The sequence below is a fragment of the Clostridium boliviensis genome, assembly GCF_033342255.1.
Classification (GTDB): Bacteria; Bacillota; Clostridia; order Lachnospirales; family Lachnospiraceae; genus Lacrimispora; species Lacrimispora boliviensis.
Map to the genome: position 1 here is coordinate 84,387 of NZ_JAWONS010000324.1, position 16,751 is coordinate 101,137.

At 43.4% G+C, this 16,751-nt stretch carries 12 protein-coding genes and 2 tRNA genes; 4 read left to right on the forward strand and 10 right to left on the reverse strand.

The window, feature by feature from the left end; genetic code table 11:
- The first annotated feature begins 37 nt into the window (after positions 1–37).
- Positions 38–757 carry a response regulator transcription factor gene (locus tag RZO55_RS22365; protein WP_318066474.1) on the forward strand — a complete coding sequence of 240 codons (720 nt, stop codon included), beginning with the start codon at positions 38–40 and terminating at the stop codon, positions 755–757.
- A gap of 5 nt (positions 758–762) precedes the next feature.
- Positions 763–2,118 carry a sensor histidine kinase gene (locus RZO55_RS22370; RefSeq protein WP_318066475.1) on the forward strand — a complete coding sequence of 452 codons (1,356 nt, stop codon included), beginning with the start codon at positions 763–765 and terminating at the stop codon, positions 2,116–2,118.
- Between the two features lie 32 nt (positions 2,119–2,150).
- Here the strand turns inward: RZO55_RS22370 and RZO55_RS22375 are convergent, their stop codons facing one another.
- From RZO55_RS22375 to ilvD, 3 genes are read right to left on the reverse strand one after another with little or no spacing between them, the layout of a single operon-like run.
- Positions 2,151–3,062, reverse strand: coding sequence for a dihydrodipicolinate synthase family protein (locus RZO55_RS22375; RefSeq protein ID WP_318066476.1), 912 nt, complete (start codon positions 3,060–3,062; stop codon positions 2,151–2,153).
- A gap of 22 nt (positions 3,063–3,084) precedes the next feature.
- Positions 3,085–4,344, reverse strand: coding sequence for a GntP family permease (locus RZO55_RS22380; RefSeq protein WP_318066477.1), 1,260 nt, complete (start codon positions 4,342–4,344; stop codon positions 3,085–3,087).
- 12 nt (positions 4,345–4,356) lie between these two features.
- Positions 4,357–6,042, reverse strand: coding sequence for a dihydroxy-acid dehydratase (ilvD, locus tag RZO55_RS22385; protein ID WP_318066478.1), 1,686 nt, complete (start codon positions 6,040–6,042; stop codon positions 4,357–4,359).
- A 315-nt stretch (positions 6,043–6,357) separates the two neighbouring features.
- Here ilvD and RZO55_RS22390 point away from each other — a divergent pair, with 315 nt between their 5' ends.
- Positions 6,358–7,137, forward strand: a complete 780-nt coding sequence (locus tag RZO55_RS22390; RefSeq protein ID WP_318066479.1) for an IclR family transcriptional regulator — start codon at positions 6,358–6,360, stop codon at positions 7,135–7,137.
- A gap of 85 nt (positions 7,138–7,222) precedes the next feature.
- Here the strand turns inward: RZO55_RS22390 and RZO55_RS22395 are convergent.
- Positions 7,223–7,308, reverse strand: a tRNA-Leu gene (locus RZO55_RS22395).
- 182 nt (positions 7,309–7,490) lie between these two features.
- Here RZO55_RS22395 and nox point away from each other — a divergent pair.
- The gene (gene nox, locus RZO55_RS22400) at positions 7,491–8,825 is read left to right on the forward strand and encodes a H2O-forming NADH oxidase (protein ID WP_318066480.1); all 1,335 of its coding nucleotides are present in this window, start codon (positions 7,491–7,493) and stop codon (positions 8,823–8,825) included.
- 56 nt (positions 8,826–8,881) lie between these two features.
- On the opposite strand, the gene RZO55_RS22405 is transcribed toward nox, so the two are convergent.
- From RZO55_RS22405 to RZO55_RS22430, 6 genes are all read right to left on the reverse strand, one after another.
- A tRNA-Tyr gene (locus RZO55_RS22405) sits at positions 8,882–8,963 on the reverse strand.
- An 88-nt stretch (positions 8,964–9,051) separates the two neighbouring features.
- Positions 9,052–11,133, reverse strand: coding sequence for a glycoside hydrolase family 13 protein (locus tag RZO55_RS22410; RefSeq protein WP_336624348.1), 2,082 nt, complete (start codon positions 11,131–11,133; stop codon positions 9,052–9,054).
- Positions 11,134–11,469: 336 nt separating this feature from the next.
- On the reverse strand, positions 11,470–13,299 hold the full coding sequence (gene ftsH, locus RZO55_RS22415; RefSeq protein ID WP_439100071.1) for an ATP-dependent zinc metalloprotease FtsH: 1,830 nt from the start codon (positions 13,297–13,299) through the stop codon (positions 11,470–11,472).
- Positions 13,300–13,308: 9 nt separating this feature from the next.
- Positions 13,309–13,836 (reverse strand): hypoxanthine phosphoribosyltransferase, encoded by a 528-nt coding sequence (gene hpt, locus RZO55_RS22420; protein WP_318066481.1) that lies wholly within the window; start codon positions 13,834–13,836, stop codon positions 13,309–13,311.
- The gene (tilS, locus tag RZO55_RS22425) at positions 13,829–15,295 is read right to left on the reverse strand and encodes a tRNA lysidine(34) synthetase TilS (protein ID WP_318066482.1); all 1,467 of its coding nucleotides are present in this window, start codon (positions 15,293–15,295) and stop codon (positions 13,829–13,831) included. The genes hpt and tilS overlap by 8 nt, the downstream gene beginning before the upstream one ends.
- Entirely contained in the window at positions 15,280–16,695 is a 1,416-nt protein-coding gene (locus RZO55_RS22430) for a SpoIIE family protein phosphatase (protein ID WP_336624349.1), read from the reverse strand. Before RZO55_RS22430 ends, tilS begins: the two co-directional genes overlap by 16 nt.
- Positions 16,696–16,751 lie beyond the last annotated feature (56 nt).

Below are 16,751 nucleotides of genomic sequence, written 5' to 3' on the forward strand. Positions count from 1 at the left end.
ATAATAATATCAAAACGGACGGAAAGGAACCAACGCCATGAACGATATCTTTGACTGTAAACTCCTTCTTGTTGACGATGAACCGGAGCTTCGCAAAATGGTTGGCAATATATTAAAGCAAAATGGTTTTAAAAAAATTATTTTTGCAGCAGACTGCAGTCATGCACGATTTCTGTTTACTTCTGAAAAACCAGATGGCGTAATACTGGACGTATCCCTTCCTGACGGCGATGGCTTTACCCTCATGCGGGAATTCCGATCCATATCCACAGCACCTGTTTTGTTTCTTTCCGCAAGAGATGAAGATGAAAACCGGCTTCTGGGTCTGGGGCTGGGTGCAGATGATTACATTACCAAACCGTTTCTGCCAAGAGAATTAATCCTGCGTCTTAATGCCGTATTAAGCCGCACCTATTTTCCGGCTGTTTTAAACCCGAAAGAAAAAGCTGTATTTTATCTGGGGGAGACCAGAATCGATTTTAACAGCGGCACAGTCACTTCTGCCAAAGGAAACTTTACTCTTACGGCAAAGGAGTTTGCACTCCTTGAAAAGCTGTTTGATAACAAAGAAAAAATAGTGACAGGAGACAGTCTGTGCCTTGCAGCATGGGGAGACCCTCTCTACGGATACGAGAACACACTGATGGTACATATCCGGCGGCTGCGCGAAAAAATAGAGCCGGAACCTTCCGACCCTATCTGCCTGATAACCGTCCGGGGACTGGGCTATAAACTGGTGGGGGTGACTTTGACTTGAAAACCATGATTAAAATCTTATCCAGATATGTACTATCTGCCGCAGCAGTAGCGATTCTTTTGCTGATCATTAATTTCACCATTCTTGCTGCATGGCTGTTTCAGTCAGCCAGGGAATACGGAAAAAACTATACGGTTAGTCAGATGGCGGACGGACTTGCTCTGTCTGACGGAGAATTTTCACTCTCTGCCCCGATCGCCGCTAAACTGGATCAGCATCAGCTATGGGCTATGCTGATAGACAGAGAAGGGAATGTTATATGGAACAGAAATCTCCCATCGGATGTACCCATGACCTATACACTTACTGATGTGGCTGGACTGTCCCGATGGTATTTAAGGGATTATCCGGTAAAGGTATGGCAGCACAAGGACGGGCTGTTTGTAATTGGCAGCCCCAAAAACAGCATGTGGAAAATCGGTATAGAACTCCCTATGAAAACAATGGACAACTCCCGGTTCTGGGTACCAATATTCTTAATTCTGAATCTTGTTACTGCTGTAATACTTGCACTGCTTTTTGGTCTTCGGCTGTTTCTTTCCTTAAAAAAACTTACCGCAGGGATTGAAAATTTAGCTCAAATGAAGCCGGTGTCACTTCCTGCCCAGGGTATTCTTGGGGATCTGGCTTCAGGTATAAACCATGCATCATCACAGTTGAAACGTCAGGAGGCAGCTTTAAATAAACGGGATAATGCACGCACAACATGGATTGCGGGTATATCCCACGACATCCGCACGCCTCTCTCCGTAATCATGGGATATGCCGGTCAGATGGAAGAAGACAAATCGCTCACCAGAGACCAGCAGGATCTTTTTGTCATTATCCGCAGCCAGTGTCAGAAAATCAAAGCATTAATTAATGATCTGAATCTGGCTTCCAAACTGGAATATGACATGCAGCCCTTACGCAAAGAAGAAATCCACTTGACCTCCCTGATCCGCAGTCTGGCGGCTGATGTTTTAAACAGCAGTATTTCAGACAAACATACTTTGGATATTTTAATAGATGAGAACGCACAGAACATTATTATAAATGGGGACAGCCAGCTGATCCGCCGGGCCATAACCAACTTAATTCAAAACAGCATGGAACATAACCCAGACGGCTGTGATATTAGAATCCGGCTGTCCAGTGGTTTCAAAACCACTCTTCTGTCTGTTACAGATAATGGAACCGGGTTTCCATTGCAGACACTGGAACGGCTTAATCTGCCTTTGGAGCCGATGGCCCTTGATAATCACGGGCTTGGGCTTACCATTGTACGGCAGATTATTAACGTTCACGATGGCACAGCTTCTTTTTCCAACCTTGCTGGCGGCGGATGCCGCGTTATACTAACTCTGCCTGACGTAATATAATATCTTCCTAATAAATGTTACTTAAAAACTGGTCAAATATCCACTCTTACAAAATCCCTGTACTGGGCTATTACTCGATCCATTAATTCCGCTGCCCTGCAATAAGTCTCTTCATTCATTTGATTAAATGGAAAAATTGCCTGGGGAGAAATTTCTACTCCTCTTTTTATCATTAATTTTTTAAATAAAAGTGAAAAATTGGAATCCATATCGTATAGAGGCATTAATTGATGGATCAGATTCTCCAACTTAATAGAACGTTCAAAGTCTTTTCTATTGGCCGCTGCTGCCAGATCGCTCCAGATTTCAGGCACTATATTTGATAATCCTCCGATACAGCCATTTCCTCCAGAAGAAATATTATAAAGAAACTGATCATCAAATCCCGAATAAGACAAAAATGGATGTCTATCAGCCGCCCGGCAGATCAGATTTGTATGGTTTGGCTCTGTAACAGAGTCTTTTAAACCTACAATATTCTTATTTTGCTGTAAAAGCTTTTTTATTGTTTCCGGAGCAATGGAATGTCCTGTTCTTGCCGGAAAATTATAAACATATAAATCACCGTTTAAGGATTTAGCCAGTGTATCATAAAATATGAACAGCTTTTCCTGATCAAGTCCATAGTAATATGGTCCGATTACCATAGGAGCCACATAACCCATAGAATATATTTCATTGGAGAGTTCTACCGTCTCCTTAAAATTAGTGCTTCCTGTACCTGCATATAATTCAACACGCTGGTTGGTATAATCAGCATAAAAGTGAAAGAAATCAGATTTTTCTTTTTGAGAAAGTCCGGTAAATTCTCCGGTGGATCCCAGTACCAGAATCCCGTCCACTCCTCCTTGTACCAAAAAATCAATGACCTTTTTATTTGCTTCATAATCCGGCTTTTCATCTCTGTCAAAGACAGTTACTACCGGAGTAATAATTTTATACATAATCTTTATCCTTTCTCATCATTTATCCGGCAATCCTCATCACCCCATAAACCAATACCGCAACAATAACCATGAACAATCCGTTTAAGAATTCATACACAATTAATTTCAATCTTTCCCGAATATCCATATTCAGCGCTCCTGCGCTTACATGGAAAAATGAACCATGAGGTAAACCGTCAAAAACGAAACTTCCTGTATGCGTCATAACCGCCGCCGCAATTGCAGATATTCCTCCCATCATAACCGTGGGGCCAAATATCTGACTTGCGAGAGTTGTTCCCGCTGTGGAAGATGCAGTGGCTGCTCCCATTAAAATACCGGATATGGGCGCCAGCAAAAAGCCCGGAAGCCCTGCCAGTTCAATTCCCTGAATAATGACATCCTTTAAGTTAGAGTTGGAAATAATACCTGCCAGTGTTCCAGTTCCTATTAAAAGCATAGCAACTCCGCTCATCTTTTTTAATCCGGAAGTAAAATAAAAACAGATATGTTTCCCCTTCTTCATGGCAAGAATACCGGAAATTCCTCCTACGGGTAGCGCAATCAGAGGATCCACTGTAATCCCGCATAGGGGTCGTAACAGCAGCAGACCAATCGTGACTGCAGGTCCTGCAACCGCACCGAAGAGACCAGGCAGTTCACTTTCCAGAACGGCCTCTTCCATCCCTTCAAAATCCGAACCCTTATGTATTAATGCCCGGGAGAGAAGGGTGGTTGCAATCAGAGCAGCAATTGCTGGTACAATTCCAGCCAGCATAGTGGAGGTCAGAGGTATTCCAAATGCCTCGGAAGCAGCAATTGCATTGGGATTGGGACTCATTACATTTCCTGCCTTCACGCCACCAATAAGAGCCATTAAAATACCAAGCTTCTTAAAACCAGACCGCTTTGCCAGTTGAATCGCTATGGGAGCCACCGTGATAACTGCCACATCTCCAAATACTCCTACTGCTGTCAGGCACCACGTTGCAAGCATGATGGCAACCAGGGAACGCTTGCTCCCCATTTTACTTATAATAGCTTCTGCGATACGCGCTGCAGCACCGCTCTCAATCAATACTCCGGCTAAAATACCTGCTGTAACAATTCTGACAATTGCAGATACAATTCCCTGAACACCTGTAATCATACAGCTTACTGTTCCGGTTAATCCCGCTCCGCCCAATAGCCCGCCAAAAATAGCTCCAAAAATCATGGCATAAGTAGGCTCCACTTTTTTTAGTATGAGAATAATTGCAATCACAAGAGCAAGGATCGCACCAAATGCAGAAATATTCATTTCAGCACCTCCTTACAGCTTGTCATATTGCAAAATAGCACCCTCAGAACCAGAGGCAGCAATCTTACAATATAATCCCAGATAGCCCCGTTTAAACTTGGGTTCCGGACGTTTCCACTCTTTTAACCGGTTTTCGATTTCTTCGCTGCTGACCAGCAAATTAATACTTCTCTTTTCCACATCAATTTCAATTCTGTCTCCATCTTTTATAATGGCAATTGCTCCGCCTTCTGCAGCCTCAGGTGAGATGTGTCCCACAAAGCAGCCATTGTTGGTTCCGCTGAAACGTCCGTCTGTAATTAACGCAGTTGTTTTAGATAACCCCCGCCCGTATAAATATTTCATAGCTTTGTACATTTCACGCATTCCCGGTCCTCCCTTAGGACCTTCGTATCGGATTACGACCACATGTCCATCCCGGATTACCCCTTTCAGAATCGCTTCCTCTGCAGCCTCTTCTGAATCAAAACAAATGGCCTCTCCTGTAAAATGGTGAAGACTTTCATCAAATGCCCCTGGCTTTGTAATACCGGAATCCGGTGCCAGATTGCCACGAAGTACTGCCACACCTCCCTGATATCCAAATGGATCAGCCATGGTTTTTATTACCCTGCAATCCTCCGGATACTGGTATATGTGATTTTTTATATTATCCAACACGGTATGAGCTGTTACAGTCATTTCATCTGCGCAGATAATGGGCTGCATCTCTTCCAACAGTCTTGATACACCACCGGCACGGTAAAAGTCAACCATATTATATTCAGAAGCCGGATTGATTTTTGCCAATTGAGGGGTTACTCCTGATAACTGGTCAAATTCTTCCAGAACATTCATATCAAGTTCTGCCTCATGAGCAATTGCAGTCAGATGCATGACAGCGTTGGTGCTTCCACTCATGGCTAGGCATATTTTAATCGCATTTCTCATGCTTTCCTTTGTTATAATCTGGCGGGCGGTAATATTCTTTTCCACCAGCTCCACAATTTTGATACCAGTATCTTCCGCGACAGCAAGACGAGCTGCACTGGCAGCCGGAATAATTCCGCCATCCGGAAGCGTCATTCCAAGGGCCTCTGAAAGGGAACACATGGTATTCGCCGTTCCCAGATAAGCGCATGAACCGCAGGTTGGGCAGGCTAAGTTCTCCAATGATGTGTATTCCTTTTCTGTGATCTTGTTTGCAGACAGCATTCCATAAGCCTCTGTACTGGATGTCTGATCTGATTTACGGCCATCGAATTCGATCCCTCCCTCCATGGGACCGCCTGGAAGTAAAATACAGGGAATATCCAGTCTGGCTGCCGCCATTAGCATCCCCGGAACAATTTTATCGCAAGAGCCAAGGAGCACAATACCATCAAAAAGATTAATCTGAGCCATGGATTCAATTGAATTGGCTATAATTTCCCTTGACGGAAGTATGTAGTGCATGCCATCATGGCCTTGTCCCATTCCATCGCATCCGCCGATTACTCCGAATTCCACCGGAGTTCCACCAGCACGGTAAATTCCATCCTTTACACGCTGTGCCACCTGGCGCAGATTAAAATGTCCGGGTACACACTCACTCCAGGCATTGGCAATTCCAATCATCGGACGTTTTAAGTCTTCCGTAGTAAATCCCATTGATTTGTACGTAGCCCGATAGTATTGATTTTGTAATCCACATAAAATTTTACCGCTTCTTTCCATCATGTTCTTCTCCTTTTTAAACATTAATTAATTTACTCACCTGCCACCAGCTTCACACAACCATCCCCAAAATAAATCATATGCCTCCCTTTTTGTTTAGTACTTATATACGTACTCAGTACGCATATAAGTATTCATAAACTAAACATTAGCACTAACCTTTAATAATGTCAATAAAGAAAAGAAAATAGATTTGTTTTCGTTTGATCTGACATATTTTATTTTACTTTTTATGCAGTATTCACAAATGAATCCTATAGAATTCTATCCTGCACTTTGATATAATGGAAATAAATCTGAATGAATGAGGTGTCACATATGCCTTCAAATGAACATCGGCCCACGGAACGGGTTCTGGATATACTTGAACTACTATCAACAAATGGAAATGGGATGACATTAACAGAATTATCAAAATCTTTAAATGCTCCAAAGAGCAGCATTATGCCTTTGGTACATACCATGACTACAAGAAAATTCATCTATATGAATCCAGAAAACTTCAAATATTTTATTGGAATCGCGGCTTTTTCCGTAGGATCCTCCTATACAAACCACATTGACGCACTGGAATTTATCAAGGCTGAGATGAGACATATCGTAGCAGAAAGCAATGAGACGTGCCAATTAGGAATTCAAAGCAGAAGCAATCTGCTCTATATTGCAAAAGAAGATTCTTCCCAGCCTATCCGCCTGGTATCATATGTAGGTAAACAACTTCCTCTCTACTGTACTGCAATTGGACGGGCTATTTTAGCAGATATGGAACCAGAAAAAATTTATGCATTATACCCCGACGGTTTAACGGAATTTACGCCTCATACCATTACCCGGTGGCCCCGTTTATTAGCAGAATTGGAAGAGACTAATAAACGTGGATTTGCCATTGAGCATGAAGAATCTACCCCTGACGTCCACTGCGTCGGTGTTTCTTTGTGTAACAAAGGAAGGATTATAGCAGCTCTAAGTGTTTCTATTCCTTCTTATCGTTATTCAGAAGAAAAGCTGAATTTTGTCATTAACCTTCTGAAAGAATCCAAAGCAACACTTGAAGCCGCTTTTTCAAGCGATCTCATTGATTTAAGCAGCCTTTCCTAATAGTTTGAGCATTACAATGAAACAAATAGCATTATCGGAATGCAAAAAAGGCTGCTGTACCAAAAAGTACAACAGCCTATTGCTATGCCGGCGACCGGAATCGAACCGGTACGGGAGGTAAGTCCCGCAGGATTTTAAGTCCTGTGCGTCTGCCAGTTCCGCCACGCCGGCAACTTATGCTCTCAATGCCTCAGCACTGAACAACATATCGATTATACAAAAAGACACCTTTTTTGTCAACTATTTTCGGTCGTATTAAATGGAAAAATAATATCACTTTATCAATAATAGTAATTGTTTTTATTTTAACGATGTGTTATAATTAAAAAAAATACAATTATGGAGGTAACTTTATGGAACGCATTGTTGTAATCGGGGCAAATCATGCAGGTACTGCTGCAATTAACACAATACTTGATAATTACAAAGATAAAGAAGTCATTATATTTGATTCTAATAATAATATCAGTTTTTTAGGGTGCGGTATGGCTTTATGGATCGGTAATCAGATCACTTCACCGGATGGACTGTTTTACTGCAGTAAAGAAATTTTTGAGCAAAAAGGAGCAAAAGTTTATTTAGAGACCATTGTAAATCATGTTGATTTTGAGAAAAAGCTGGTATCCGCTACAGGAAAAGATGGGCAAAGCTATCAACAGCCCTATGACAAGCTGATTATAGCCTCTGGTTCCCTTCCTATTACACCGAATATTGAAGGTACGGACCTGACTAATGTACAATATGTTAAATTATATCAAAATGCAAAAGAGGTCATTGATAAACTTCACGACCCAATGATCCGCAATGTGGTAGTTGTCGGTGCCGGATACATTGGAGTGGAACTGGCTGAGGCATTTAACAGAATCGGAAAGACTGTTACTCTGATTGATAATATGAATACCTGCCTGTCCAGTTATTATGACCCTGAGTTTACAGAGATCATGTCTGAAAACTTAAAAAGCCATGGAATCAAACTGGCCTTTGGAGAGACCGTAACCAGTCTTAAGGGCAGCGATAAAGTAGAAAAAGTAGTAACGGATAAAAATGAATATGCAGCAGACATGGTTGTGCTTGGTATTGGATTTAAACCCAACAACCAGCTTGGCAAAGACACTCTGAAGCTGTTTAAGAACGGAGCCTATCTGGTTAACCTGCACCAGGAGACAAGCGTTTCTGACGTCTATGCAATCGGAGACTGTGCTACCGTATTTGATAACTCCATTCAGAGAACCAATTACATCGCTCTGGCGACAAACGCAGTCCGTTCCGGAATTGTAGCAGCGCATAATGCCTGTGGCACTCCTCTTGAATCCAATGGCGTTCAGGGATCTAATGGTATCTGCATCTGGAATCTTAAGATGGTATCCACCGGAATCACTCTGGGAAAAGCCAAAAAGCTGGGATATGATGCCGCTGCTGCTGATTATGAGGATACACAGAAGCCTGCATTTATAGAACATGACAATTATAAGGTTAAAATCCGGATTGTCTATGATAAAAAAACAAGGGTTATCCTGGGTGCCCAGATGTGTTCCGAATATGATATCTCCATGGCTATCCACATGTTTTCTCTTGCGATTCAGGAACAGGTGACTATCGACCGGCTAAAGCTGACAGATATCTTTTTCCTTCCGCATTTCAACCAGCCATATAATTACTTTACCATGGCAGCTCTCCAGGCTGAGTAATTGGTGTCAAAAAAGGCGGTGTGTTCACTTGAACACACCGCCTTTTTATAATTAAATGGGTGGAGAAGGATTCGAACCTTCGAAGTCGTAGACAACAGATTTACAGTCTGCCCCCTTTGGCCGCTCGGGAACCCACCCATGCTTTATTAACAAGCGAGTGTTATTTTATCATAGAGAATCAAAAAAATCAAGGCATTTTTAAAATTTTATAACAAAAATGTACAAGTTATTCCCGGTCCCCCACCAGCAAAACGGAGCTTAAAGGTGGCATTTGAACTCGTACCCCGCCCGGTTCAACTGTGAATGAAATCTTGCCCACATTATAGCCATTCTCATAAGTAAGCATAACCCGTGACATGGTATCTCCGTCCTTCATACCCAGCTGCCATACAGGAATTATAACCTCCTGCTCATTTGTGTGGTTGCTGACTGCAACCACACAGATACTGTCATTTAAAAAACGACCATATGCAATCAGATGATCTCCTGTCAGCAGGGGCTTTAAAGAACCAAGGCGAAGCGCCGGAATGGTCCTGTGCAGCTCAGTCATATATCTGTGAAACTCAATCAGTTCTAAATTTTCATTACCCCAGGGATAGGTCCTGCGGTTATCCGGGTCCGTCCAGCCGCAGACTCCCGCTTCGTCCCCATAGTAAATAGCAGGAGCTCCAGGCCATGTCATCTGGATCATAACACCTTGCCGGAACAACCCATAGCTGATCCCCTCCAACGCCGCCTCTGGTCCTTCCGTTGAAGTACGGCCGGTTCTTCTGTTGGTTCTTGTTAGAAACCGGGAGTGATCATGGTTGGATAGCTGGTTCATCGCTGTTAAAAGCGATCCCGTCGTCATACGGCTCATATGGTAATTCATGGAGCGAAAGAATGTCTCGCCATCTCCCAAAAGCTTTGAATTAATTTCATCACTGTGTTTTTCCATACCTGTTAAGAACCAGGAAACAGGTTCCATAAATGCATCATAATTCATAACGGTATCCCATTCATCCCCCTGCAGCCAGGCAGACGGATCTCCATAATGCTCTGCCAGTATGATAGCATCAGGATTTGCTGCTTTTACAGCTTTTCTGAAATCCTTCCAGAACTTATGATTAAACTGACTGCTGTGACCTAAGTCTGCTGCCACGTCAAGACGCCAGCCATCGGCATTATAAGGCTCAGAAACCCATTTTGCGGCAATATCCAGGATATAGCGGCAAAGTATCTCAGAACCCTCATAATTAAGCTTTGGCAGTGTAGAATGTCCCCACCAGCCATCATAAGAATTATTATAAGGCCATTCTTTATCAGTAAACTTAAAAAAGGTACGGTAAGGACTGTTCTCCGATGCATATGCTCCCGGCTCATAGCTGCCCGACAGCTCATAGATCCGCTCCCCATCCAGCCATTTATTGAAGGAACCGCAGTGATTAAATACACCGTCAAGAATCACCTTCATTCCCCGTTTGTGAACCTCCCTGACGAACCTGGCAAAAAACTCATTGCTTGCTTTTAAGTTAGAATCATCGGTTGTACGAATCATGTATTTTGTAGCACTGAGGTTATCGGAAGCTTCCGCTGCCACCGTCTCTCCTCCGTCTTTTACAATCACACCGTAATGAGGATCAATATAATCATAGTCCTGGCAGTCATACTTGTGATTGGAGGGAGAAACAAATATGGGATTTAAATATATCACTTCCACCCCCAGATTCTCAAGATAATCAAGCTTATCCCAGACTCCCTTTAAATCTCCGCCATAGAAACAGCCCACATCAAACTGATCCGGGTATTTATCCCAGCTATCCACCGCTGTCACTTTCTGTCCGAGATAGCGGTATTCTTCACTTACCACATCATTGGAGGGATCTCCATTACAGAAGCGGTCCACAAATATCTGATACATCACAGCACCCTTGGCCCAGTCAGGCGTAGTAAATCCCGGCACAATGGTAAACCAGCCTGCATCCGGATACTGCCCTATAGGTCCGAGACGGTTATAATAACAGATCTCGTCTCCCTTTTTCACCAGAAAACAATATTTTATTGGGTCACTGCCTGTCTTCAGTCTGTATTCAAAATAGTCAAACAAATCGTCTGAATTTGATTTTGTCATGAAAATCTCAGACTGTCTGCCCGCCTCTATAAAACATACAGAATCTGCATTATTTAATCCTGTCCGAAAAAGAAGAACTACTTCGTCTCCTTCCTCAGGTTCCGACGGGAACCGGAAGCTGTCAGTCTCATCAGTAAATAATGCATCTTTATTTAACGCCTCTGTTTGGAAGCACATAGGTTCTTCATTTCCTTTCACGTCTACTCTACTATTATTTTATCTGATTGGAAACAATTATACAACCCACCTTTCTATTATAAAATAAAAAACGGTCAGCGGGGTAGCTGACCGTTTTTCGGAGAAGGTATTTCGTTTCTTATGGGGTGTAGCAAAAACTATATAATGTATTGGGGGGGGTTACGATTATTAATATACCATGCCTGAGAAAATAAGTGTGCACAAACATCATTTTTTTACGAATAATTTTTTATGCATATTTTTTCTGGTACACCACAGACAACAAAAAAGCACAGATACCCGGGCAAAAACTTAGATATTTTACCGGTTCTCTGTGCTTCTCTCTCATATCAATGCTCAGATCGTATCAGGCTCTGCCTCAGCAGGAAACAGGCTTTCAAATTCCTTCTGGCCTATTTTCTCTTTTTCCATCAGCAGTTTACAGCAGGAATGAAGAACATCCTCATGCTTTAAGATAATCTCTTTCGCTTTTACATAACATTCATCAATAATTCTCTTAACTTCATTGTCGATGGTATTGGCAACCTGGACTCCGTAATTCTTGGTATGAGCCAGATCTTTCCCGATAAATACCTCATCGCTGTCATTGTCGTAATTAATCATACCAACCTGGTCTGACATTCCATACTGGGTAACCATGGCTCTGGCAAGAGCAGTCGCCTGTTTAATATCCTGGGAAGCTCCTGTGGTGATATCGCCGAAGATAATCTCTTCTGCAATCCGTCCGCCTAAGTCTACCATAATATCCTGCAGCATCTTACCTCTGGTATTAAACATATGGTCACTTTCCGGAAGAGGCATGGTATATCCGGCAGCACTGACTCCCGTAGGAATGATGGAGATGGTGTGAACCGGTCCTTCATCCGGAAGCAGATGGAAAAGGATTGCATGCCCCGCTTCGTGATAGGCTGTAATCTTCTTCTCCTTCTCAGTGATAATCTTGCTCTTCTTTTCTGCACCGATTCCCACCTTTACAAAGGCTTTATCAATATCAGACTGATTAATATACTTCTTGCTGTGCCTTGCTGCATAAATAGCAGCTTCATTCATCAGATTCTCTAAGTCCGCGCCGGTAAATCCCGATGTGGTCTGAGCGATTCTTTTTAAATCTACATCCTCTGCAAGAGGTTTCTCCTTGGAGTGAACTCCTAAGATCTCCTCTCTTCCCTTCACATCCGGTCTTCCTACACTGACCTTACGGTCAAAACGTCCGGGTCTTAAAATAGCCGGGTCCAGAATATCTACACGGTTGGTCGCTGCCATTACAATGATTCCTTCGTTGATTCCGAATCCGTCCATCTCAACGAGAAGCTGATTTAACGTCTGCTCCCTCTCATCATGGCCGCCGCCCATTCCGGTTCCCCTTCTTCTGGCAACTGCATCGATTTCATCGATAAATATAATACAGGGCGCATGCTTCTTGCCCTCTTCAAATAAATCTCTCACGCGGGATGCGCCTACTCCGACAAACATCTCTACGAAATCTGAACCGGATATAGAGAAAAAGGGAACGCCTGCTTCTCCAGCCACCGCTTTTGCAAGTAGTGTCTTTCCTGTTCCGGGAGGTCCAACCAGAAGAATACCCTTGGGAATACGGGCCCCCACTCCAGTGTATTTCTGCGGATTCTTTAAGAAATCCACAACCTCTTCCAGTTCCTCTTTTTCCTCCTCAAGTCCTGCTACCTTGCTGAAGTTTACTTTATTGGCATCCTTGGCAAGATGAGCACGGCTCCTTCCAAAATTCATCATCTTGGCATTAGCACTGCCGGCTCCGGCCCTGGCATTCATCAACATAAACAGAAAAACCAGCGCTACTGCTGTTAAAATAATGGGAAGAGTAACGACCAGAAAAAGATTCTCTTTTTGAACTGCATCCACCGTATAGGTAATTCCGTTCCGGTCCAGAAGGTCCTGAATTTCAATTACATTGGATACATTGGCCTGCTTTGATGAACCGTCCGTCATAGTCATCTCGATTTTGCCGGTTGGGGGCGGATCGCTTTGTTTGACTGTGGCCGAAGTAATGGTCCCATTGTCTATCGCCTGCATAAGTTCCTGGTTTGTAATGATTCCGCTCTTTTGGGGCAGTCTACTGGCAAATAAAAGCATAATAGCCAGAAGGAGCAGGAATCCCAAGCCTTTAAATGGTTGCTGTTGTTTCAACATGCTGCCTCCTTATTGCTGTTCTATCACTCCAATATATGGCAAATTCCTGTATATCTGATCGTAGTCAAGACCATAACCGATGATAAACTCATCCGGCACGGTAAAGCAGGTATACTTTACTTCAACCTGTTTCTTCACGCGGCGCTCCGGCTTATCAAGCAGGGTACATAACTCCACGCTGTTTGGATTTCTCTGTTTTAAAACCTCAATTAAGTAAGAAAGAGTATTGCCGGAATCAATGATATCCTCCACAATCAATACGTCCTTGCCTTCGATCGGGTCATCCAAATCCTTTATTATTTTCACGATTCCGCTTGATACAGTTCCGGATCCGTAGCTGGAAACAGACATAAAGTCCATGGTTAACGGCAGCTCGATCCTCTTTGCCAGTTCACAGGTAAAGAAAATGCCTCCCTTTAAAATGCAAATCAGGTGAAGAGGCTTTCCCTTATAGTCCCTGCTGATCTCTTCCGCTATTTCCTTAATTCTTGTTGCTATCTCTTCCTCTGATAGCATCACACGTATCTTGTCATCCATTAACTTTTCCTCCGTCTAGCTGCATTTGTATTACTGTATGGGTATCATCTGTTATCTTATAGTATTCACTGATCCGGTATCCGATTACCCATAGGACATGGGAACCTTCCGCAACAAGTGGAATTTTTCCACGTTCCTCTCTGGGAACCTTGGCATCGATCAGATAAGACTTTAATGTCTTTCTTCCGCCTCCGGCCAGTGTCATGTAATCTCCGGTTTCCCGATACCTCACAGAAAGTGCACATTTGATTTTATCATAATCAAACCATTTCGTATACCCGTTTTTGGGAATTTCCATGCCTTTTTTGTAGGAAAAAATAGAAAAATCCACATTTGGGAGACAAACCTCCTGGAGGTTATCCACCTGATCTTCGACATTTTTCTTTTTTATCCACATTTTCTTCCCGGTTCTAACTGCAATCAGTCCTCCGGGCAGGTCAATCTGCCTGCCTGCAGGACCAAAAAGAAGCGCTGATGCGCTTTCCACATGAATCATAGTAATATCTTTCATGGACTGATTGACGATTCTGATCATACGCCGGATCACATAGTTTTTTATAATATCATCTTCATTTAAGAGTAAATCCGTCTCAATTGCACATTGAACAACGGACCCGGTTTTGTCTTTTTTTCTTTCTCCATGATTCTTTAAAAGATTCTCTGCCTGCTTTTCCAGGTAGGCATCTGCCTGGGCTGCCATAATTCCCGCATGAAGAATGTTCTCGCCAGCCCTTGCATTGAGCTGTTCCTTCACCTGGGGAAGGATTACTTTTCTGATCCGGTTTCTGGCATATTCGATTCCATTGTTGGTTGAATCCTCACAATAAGATATCCCTTTTTCACTGAGATATGCAAGAATTTCCTCTCTTCCCACACACAAAAGAGGGCGCACAATATTCCCTCTCTTCGGACGCATTCCTCCCAGCCCTTTTAAACCGGTTCCCCTGAACAGATTATATAATATTGTCTCTGCCTGGTCATCTCCATGATGAGCCACTGCTATTTTTGTCCCGTTTAACTGTTTTCTTTCCTGTTCAAAAATCTCATATCTCAAATGCCTTCCCGCTTCTTCCACAGACATTCCATGGTCTTTCGCATAACCTGCCGCATCTACATAAACGCAGGAAAAGGGCACTCCCAGTTTTTCCGAAAGTTCCCTGGCATAATTACTGTCTCTGTCCGCTTCTTCTCCTCTTAACCCATGATGAACATGAACTGCCTTTAATTTTAAATCAAATTCCCGCTTCATCTCATTTAAGATTACAAGAAGACAGACAGAATCGGCTCCTCCGGATAGCCCCACAATTACATGGTCTCCCCGGTCAAACAGCTGGTTCCGTCTGACATAATCCAAAATCGTCTTGTACATTAAGCCACCTTCCTTAGTTGATTTTCTCCCCTCTCTTACATAAATATACCCGCAAATCATATCTGTTGCAATTATTATTTTCGTTTCCATATCCCGGCAGTCAGCACTGTCATATCATCTGCAGCACTTTCCGTAAATGATCTTGCAAATAACAGAATCCGATCCGCCATATCCTGGGGATTCTTTACCGGCATTCCTGCAATGAATTCCTGAAGCATCAGCTCCTTGTCATCTGCAGGCAGCGCATCCAAAACGCCGTCACTTACCATAATGATCCGGTTATCGTCCCAAAGCTTCTTGGATAAAAGTACCGGCTCTACCGGGCTTAATATACCCATCGGGACTTCGCCTGCCTCCAGTCGCTCCACGCCTCGTTCGCTGCGGATATAGGTAGCTGCTGCCCCCAGTTTCATGGCTTCCATAATACCGGTTTTTAAATCAATACAGCATAAATCCAATGTGGCCGGATGCTGGGATATTCCGGTGAGAAGCAGTACCGTATTGACCATTTTAAGCGCCGCCCGGGTGGAAAATCCTGCCTCCAGAAGTCTCTGGGTTAATTCAATCACCTGCCTGCTCTCTTCCTCCGCTATTTTACCGCTTCCCATGCCGTCTGACAGACTCATGATCACCTGGCCGGGCTGAACATGTCCAAAGGTATAGTTGTCTCCAGATATCTCTTCTCCGGTTTTAATGGCCTTAGCCGCACCATAAATAATCTGGTAATCTCCCTTTTCAACAAATCGGATGGTATCCGCCGACCTGGTAACCAGCGTTCTCCCGTCAGGGGCCACTGTCCACTCCCCATCCTCCATGGCATCCTCTAAAATCTCCGCTGCTTCCTTTACTGTAACGCAGCATCCGTTTAGAGTTCTCATGGTAAGATAGGCCTCTCTCTGCTGGTTCTCATACTCCAGAAGCAGCATTTTCTCTATCACAATATGATTTTTACGGAATGCCCGTCTGATTTCATCCTCCCAGTCCGGAGTAATGTCAATGGCATTCTCCACCTGATGGGAAAATTCCTCCAAAATCACTGCCAGCTCTTTAAACTGTACAATAATTGCATCTCTGCTTTCCAGAAACCGGTTCTTCCACGCAAGATTCATGGTCGCCCGGCCAAGTCCCCGGTTTAAGTGAACCAGGTACTCCTCTTTTCTTTTACAGCTTTCCAGAAAAAAACGGGGCATGTCCCCGTAATCTACGCTTCCCTTCTGTTCAAACGCACGAATTAAATACTGCAGATAATACTGGTTGTCCTGTTCCTTACCGGGATATACAATACATTTATTGCAGCCTGCGCATACCATTGCTGCAGCAGTCTCTAGTGCTGCGATCCCATCTTCCTTTGTAAGTCCCTGATCTGCGGACAGCTCATCTGTGCACGCTCTGGCAAGCTCTCCTAGCGAATTTGCCATGTCGTTTAATCTCTTTGCCGTATATACATTCACATCAGCCATATCGTGATGTGCCGCTTTACGTCTGAACACAAAAATCCCTCCTGCCTGTATCATGCTTTAAATCATTATATACAGAGCGAAGGGAA

Bases quoted from the DNA above. Each gene is read 5' to 3' on its own strand.
- RZO55_RS22365 (WP_318066474.1), top strand. From the start codon at position 38: ATGAACGATATCTTTGACTGTAAACTCCTTCTTGTTGACGATGAACCG.
- RZO55_RS22370 (WP_318066475.1), top strand. From the start codon at position 763: ATGATTAAAATCTTATCCAGATATGTACTATCTGCCGCAGCAGTAGCG.
- RZO55_RS22375 (WP_318066476.1), bottom strand. From the start codon at position 3,062: ATGTATAAAATTATTACTCCGGTAGTAACTGTCTTTGACAGAGATGAA.
- RZO55_RS22380 (WP_318066477.1), bottom strand. From the start codon at position 4,344: ATGAATATTTCTGCATTTGGTGCGATCCTTGCTCTTGTGATTGCAATT.
- ilvD (WP_318066478.1), bottom strand. From the start codon at position 6,042: ATGATGGAAAGAAGCGGTAAAATTTTATGTGGATTACAAAATCAATAC.
- RZO55_RS22390 (WP_318066479.1), top strand. From the start codon at position 6,358: ATGCCTTCAAATGAACATCGGCCCACGGAACGGGTTCTGGATATACTT.
- nox (WP_318066480.1), top strand. From the start codon at position 7,491: ATGGAACGCATTGTTGTAATCGGGGCAAATCATGCAGGTACTGCTGCA.
- ftsH (WP_439100071.1), bottom strand. From the start codon at position 13,299: ATGTTGAAACAACAGCAACCATTTAAAGGCTTGGGATTCCTGCTCCTT.
- hpt (WP_318066481.1), bottom strand. From the start codon at position 13,836: ATGGATGACAAGATACGTGTGATGCTATCAGAGGAAGAGATAGCAACA.
- tilS (WP_318066482.1), bottom strand. From the start codon at position 15,295: ATGGAAACGAAAATAATAATTGCAACAGATATGATTTGCGGGTATATT.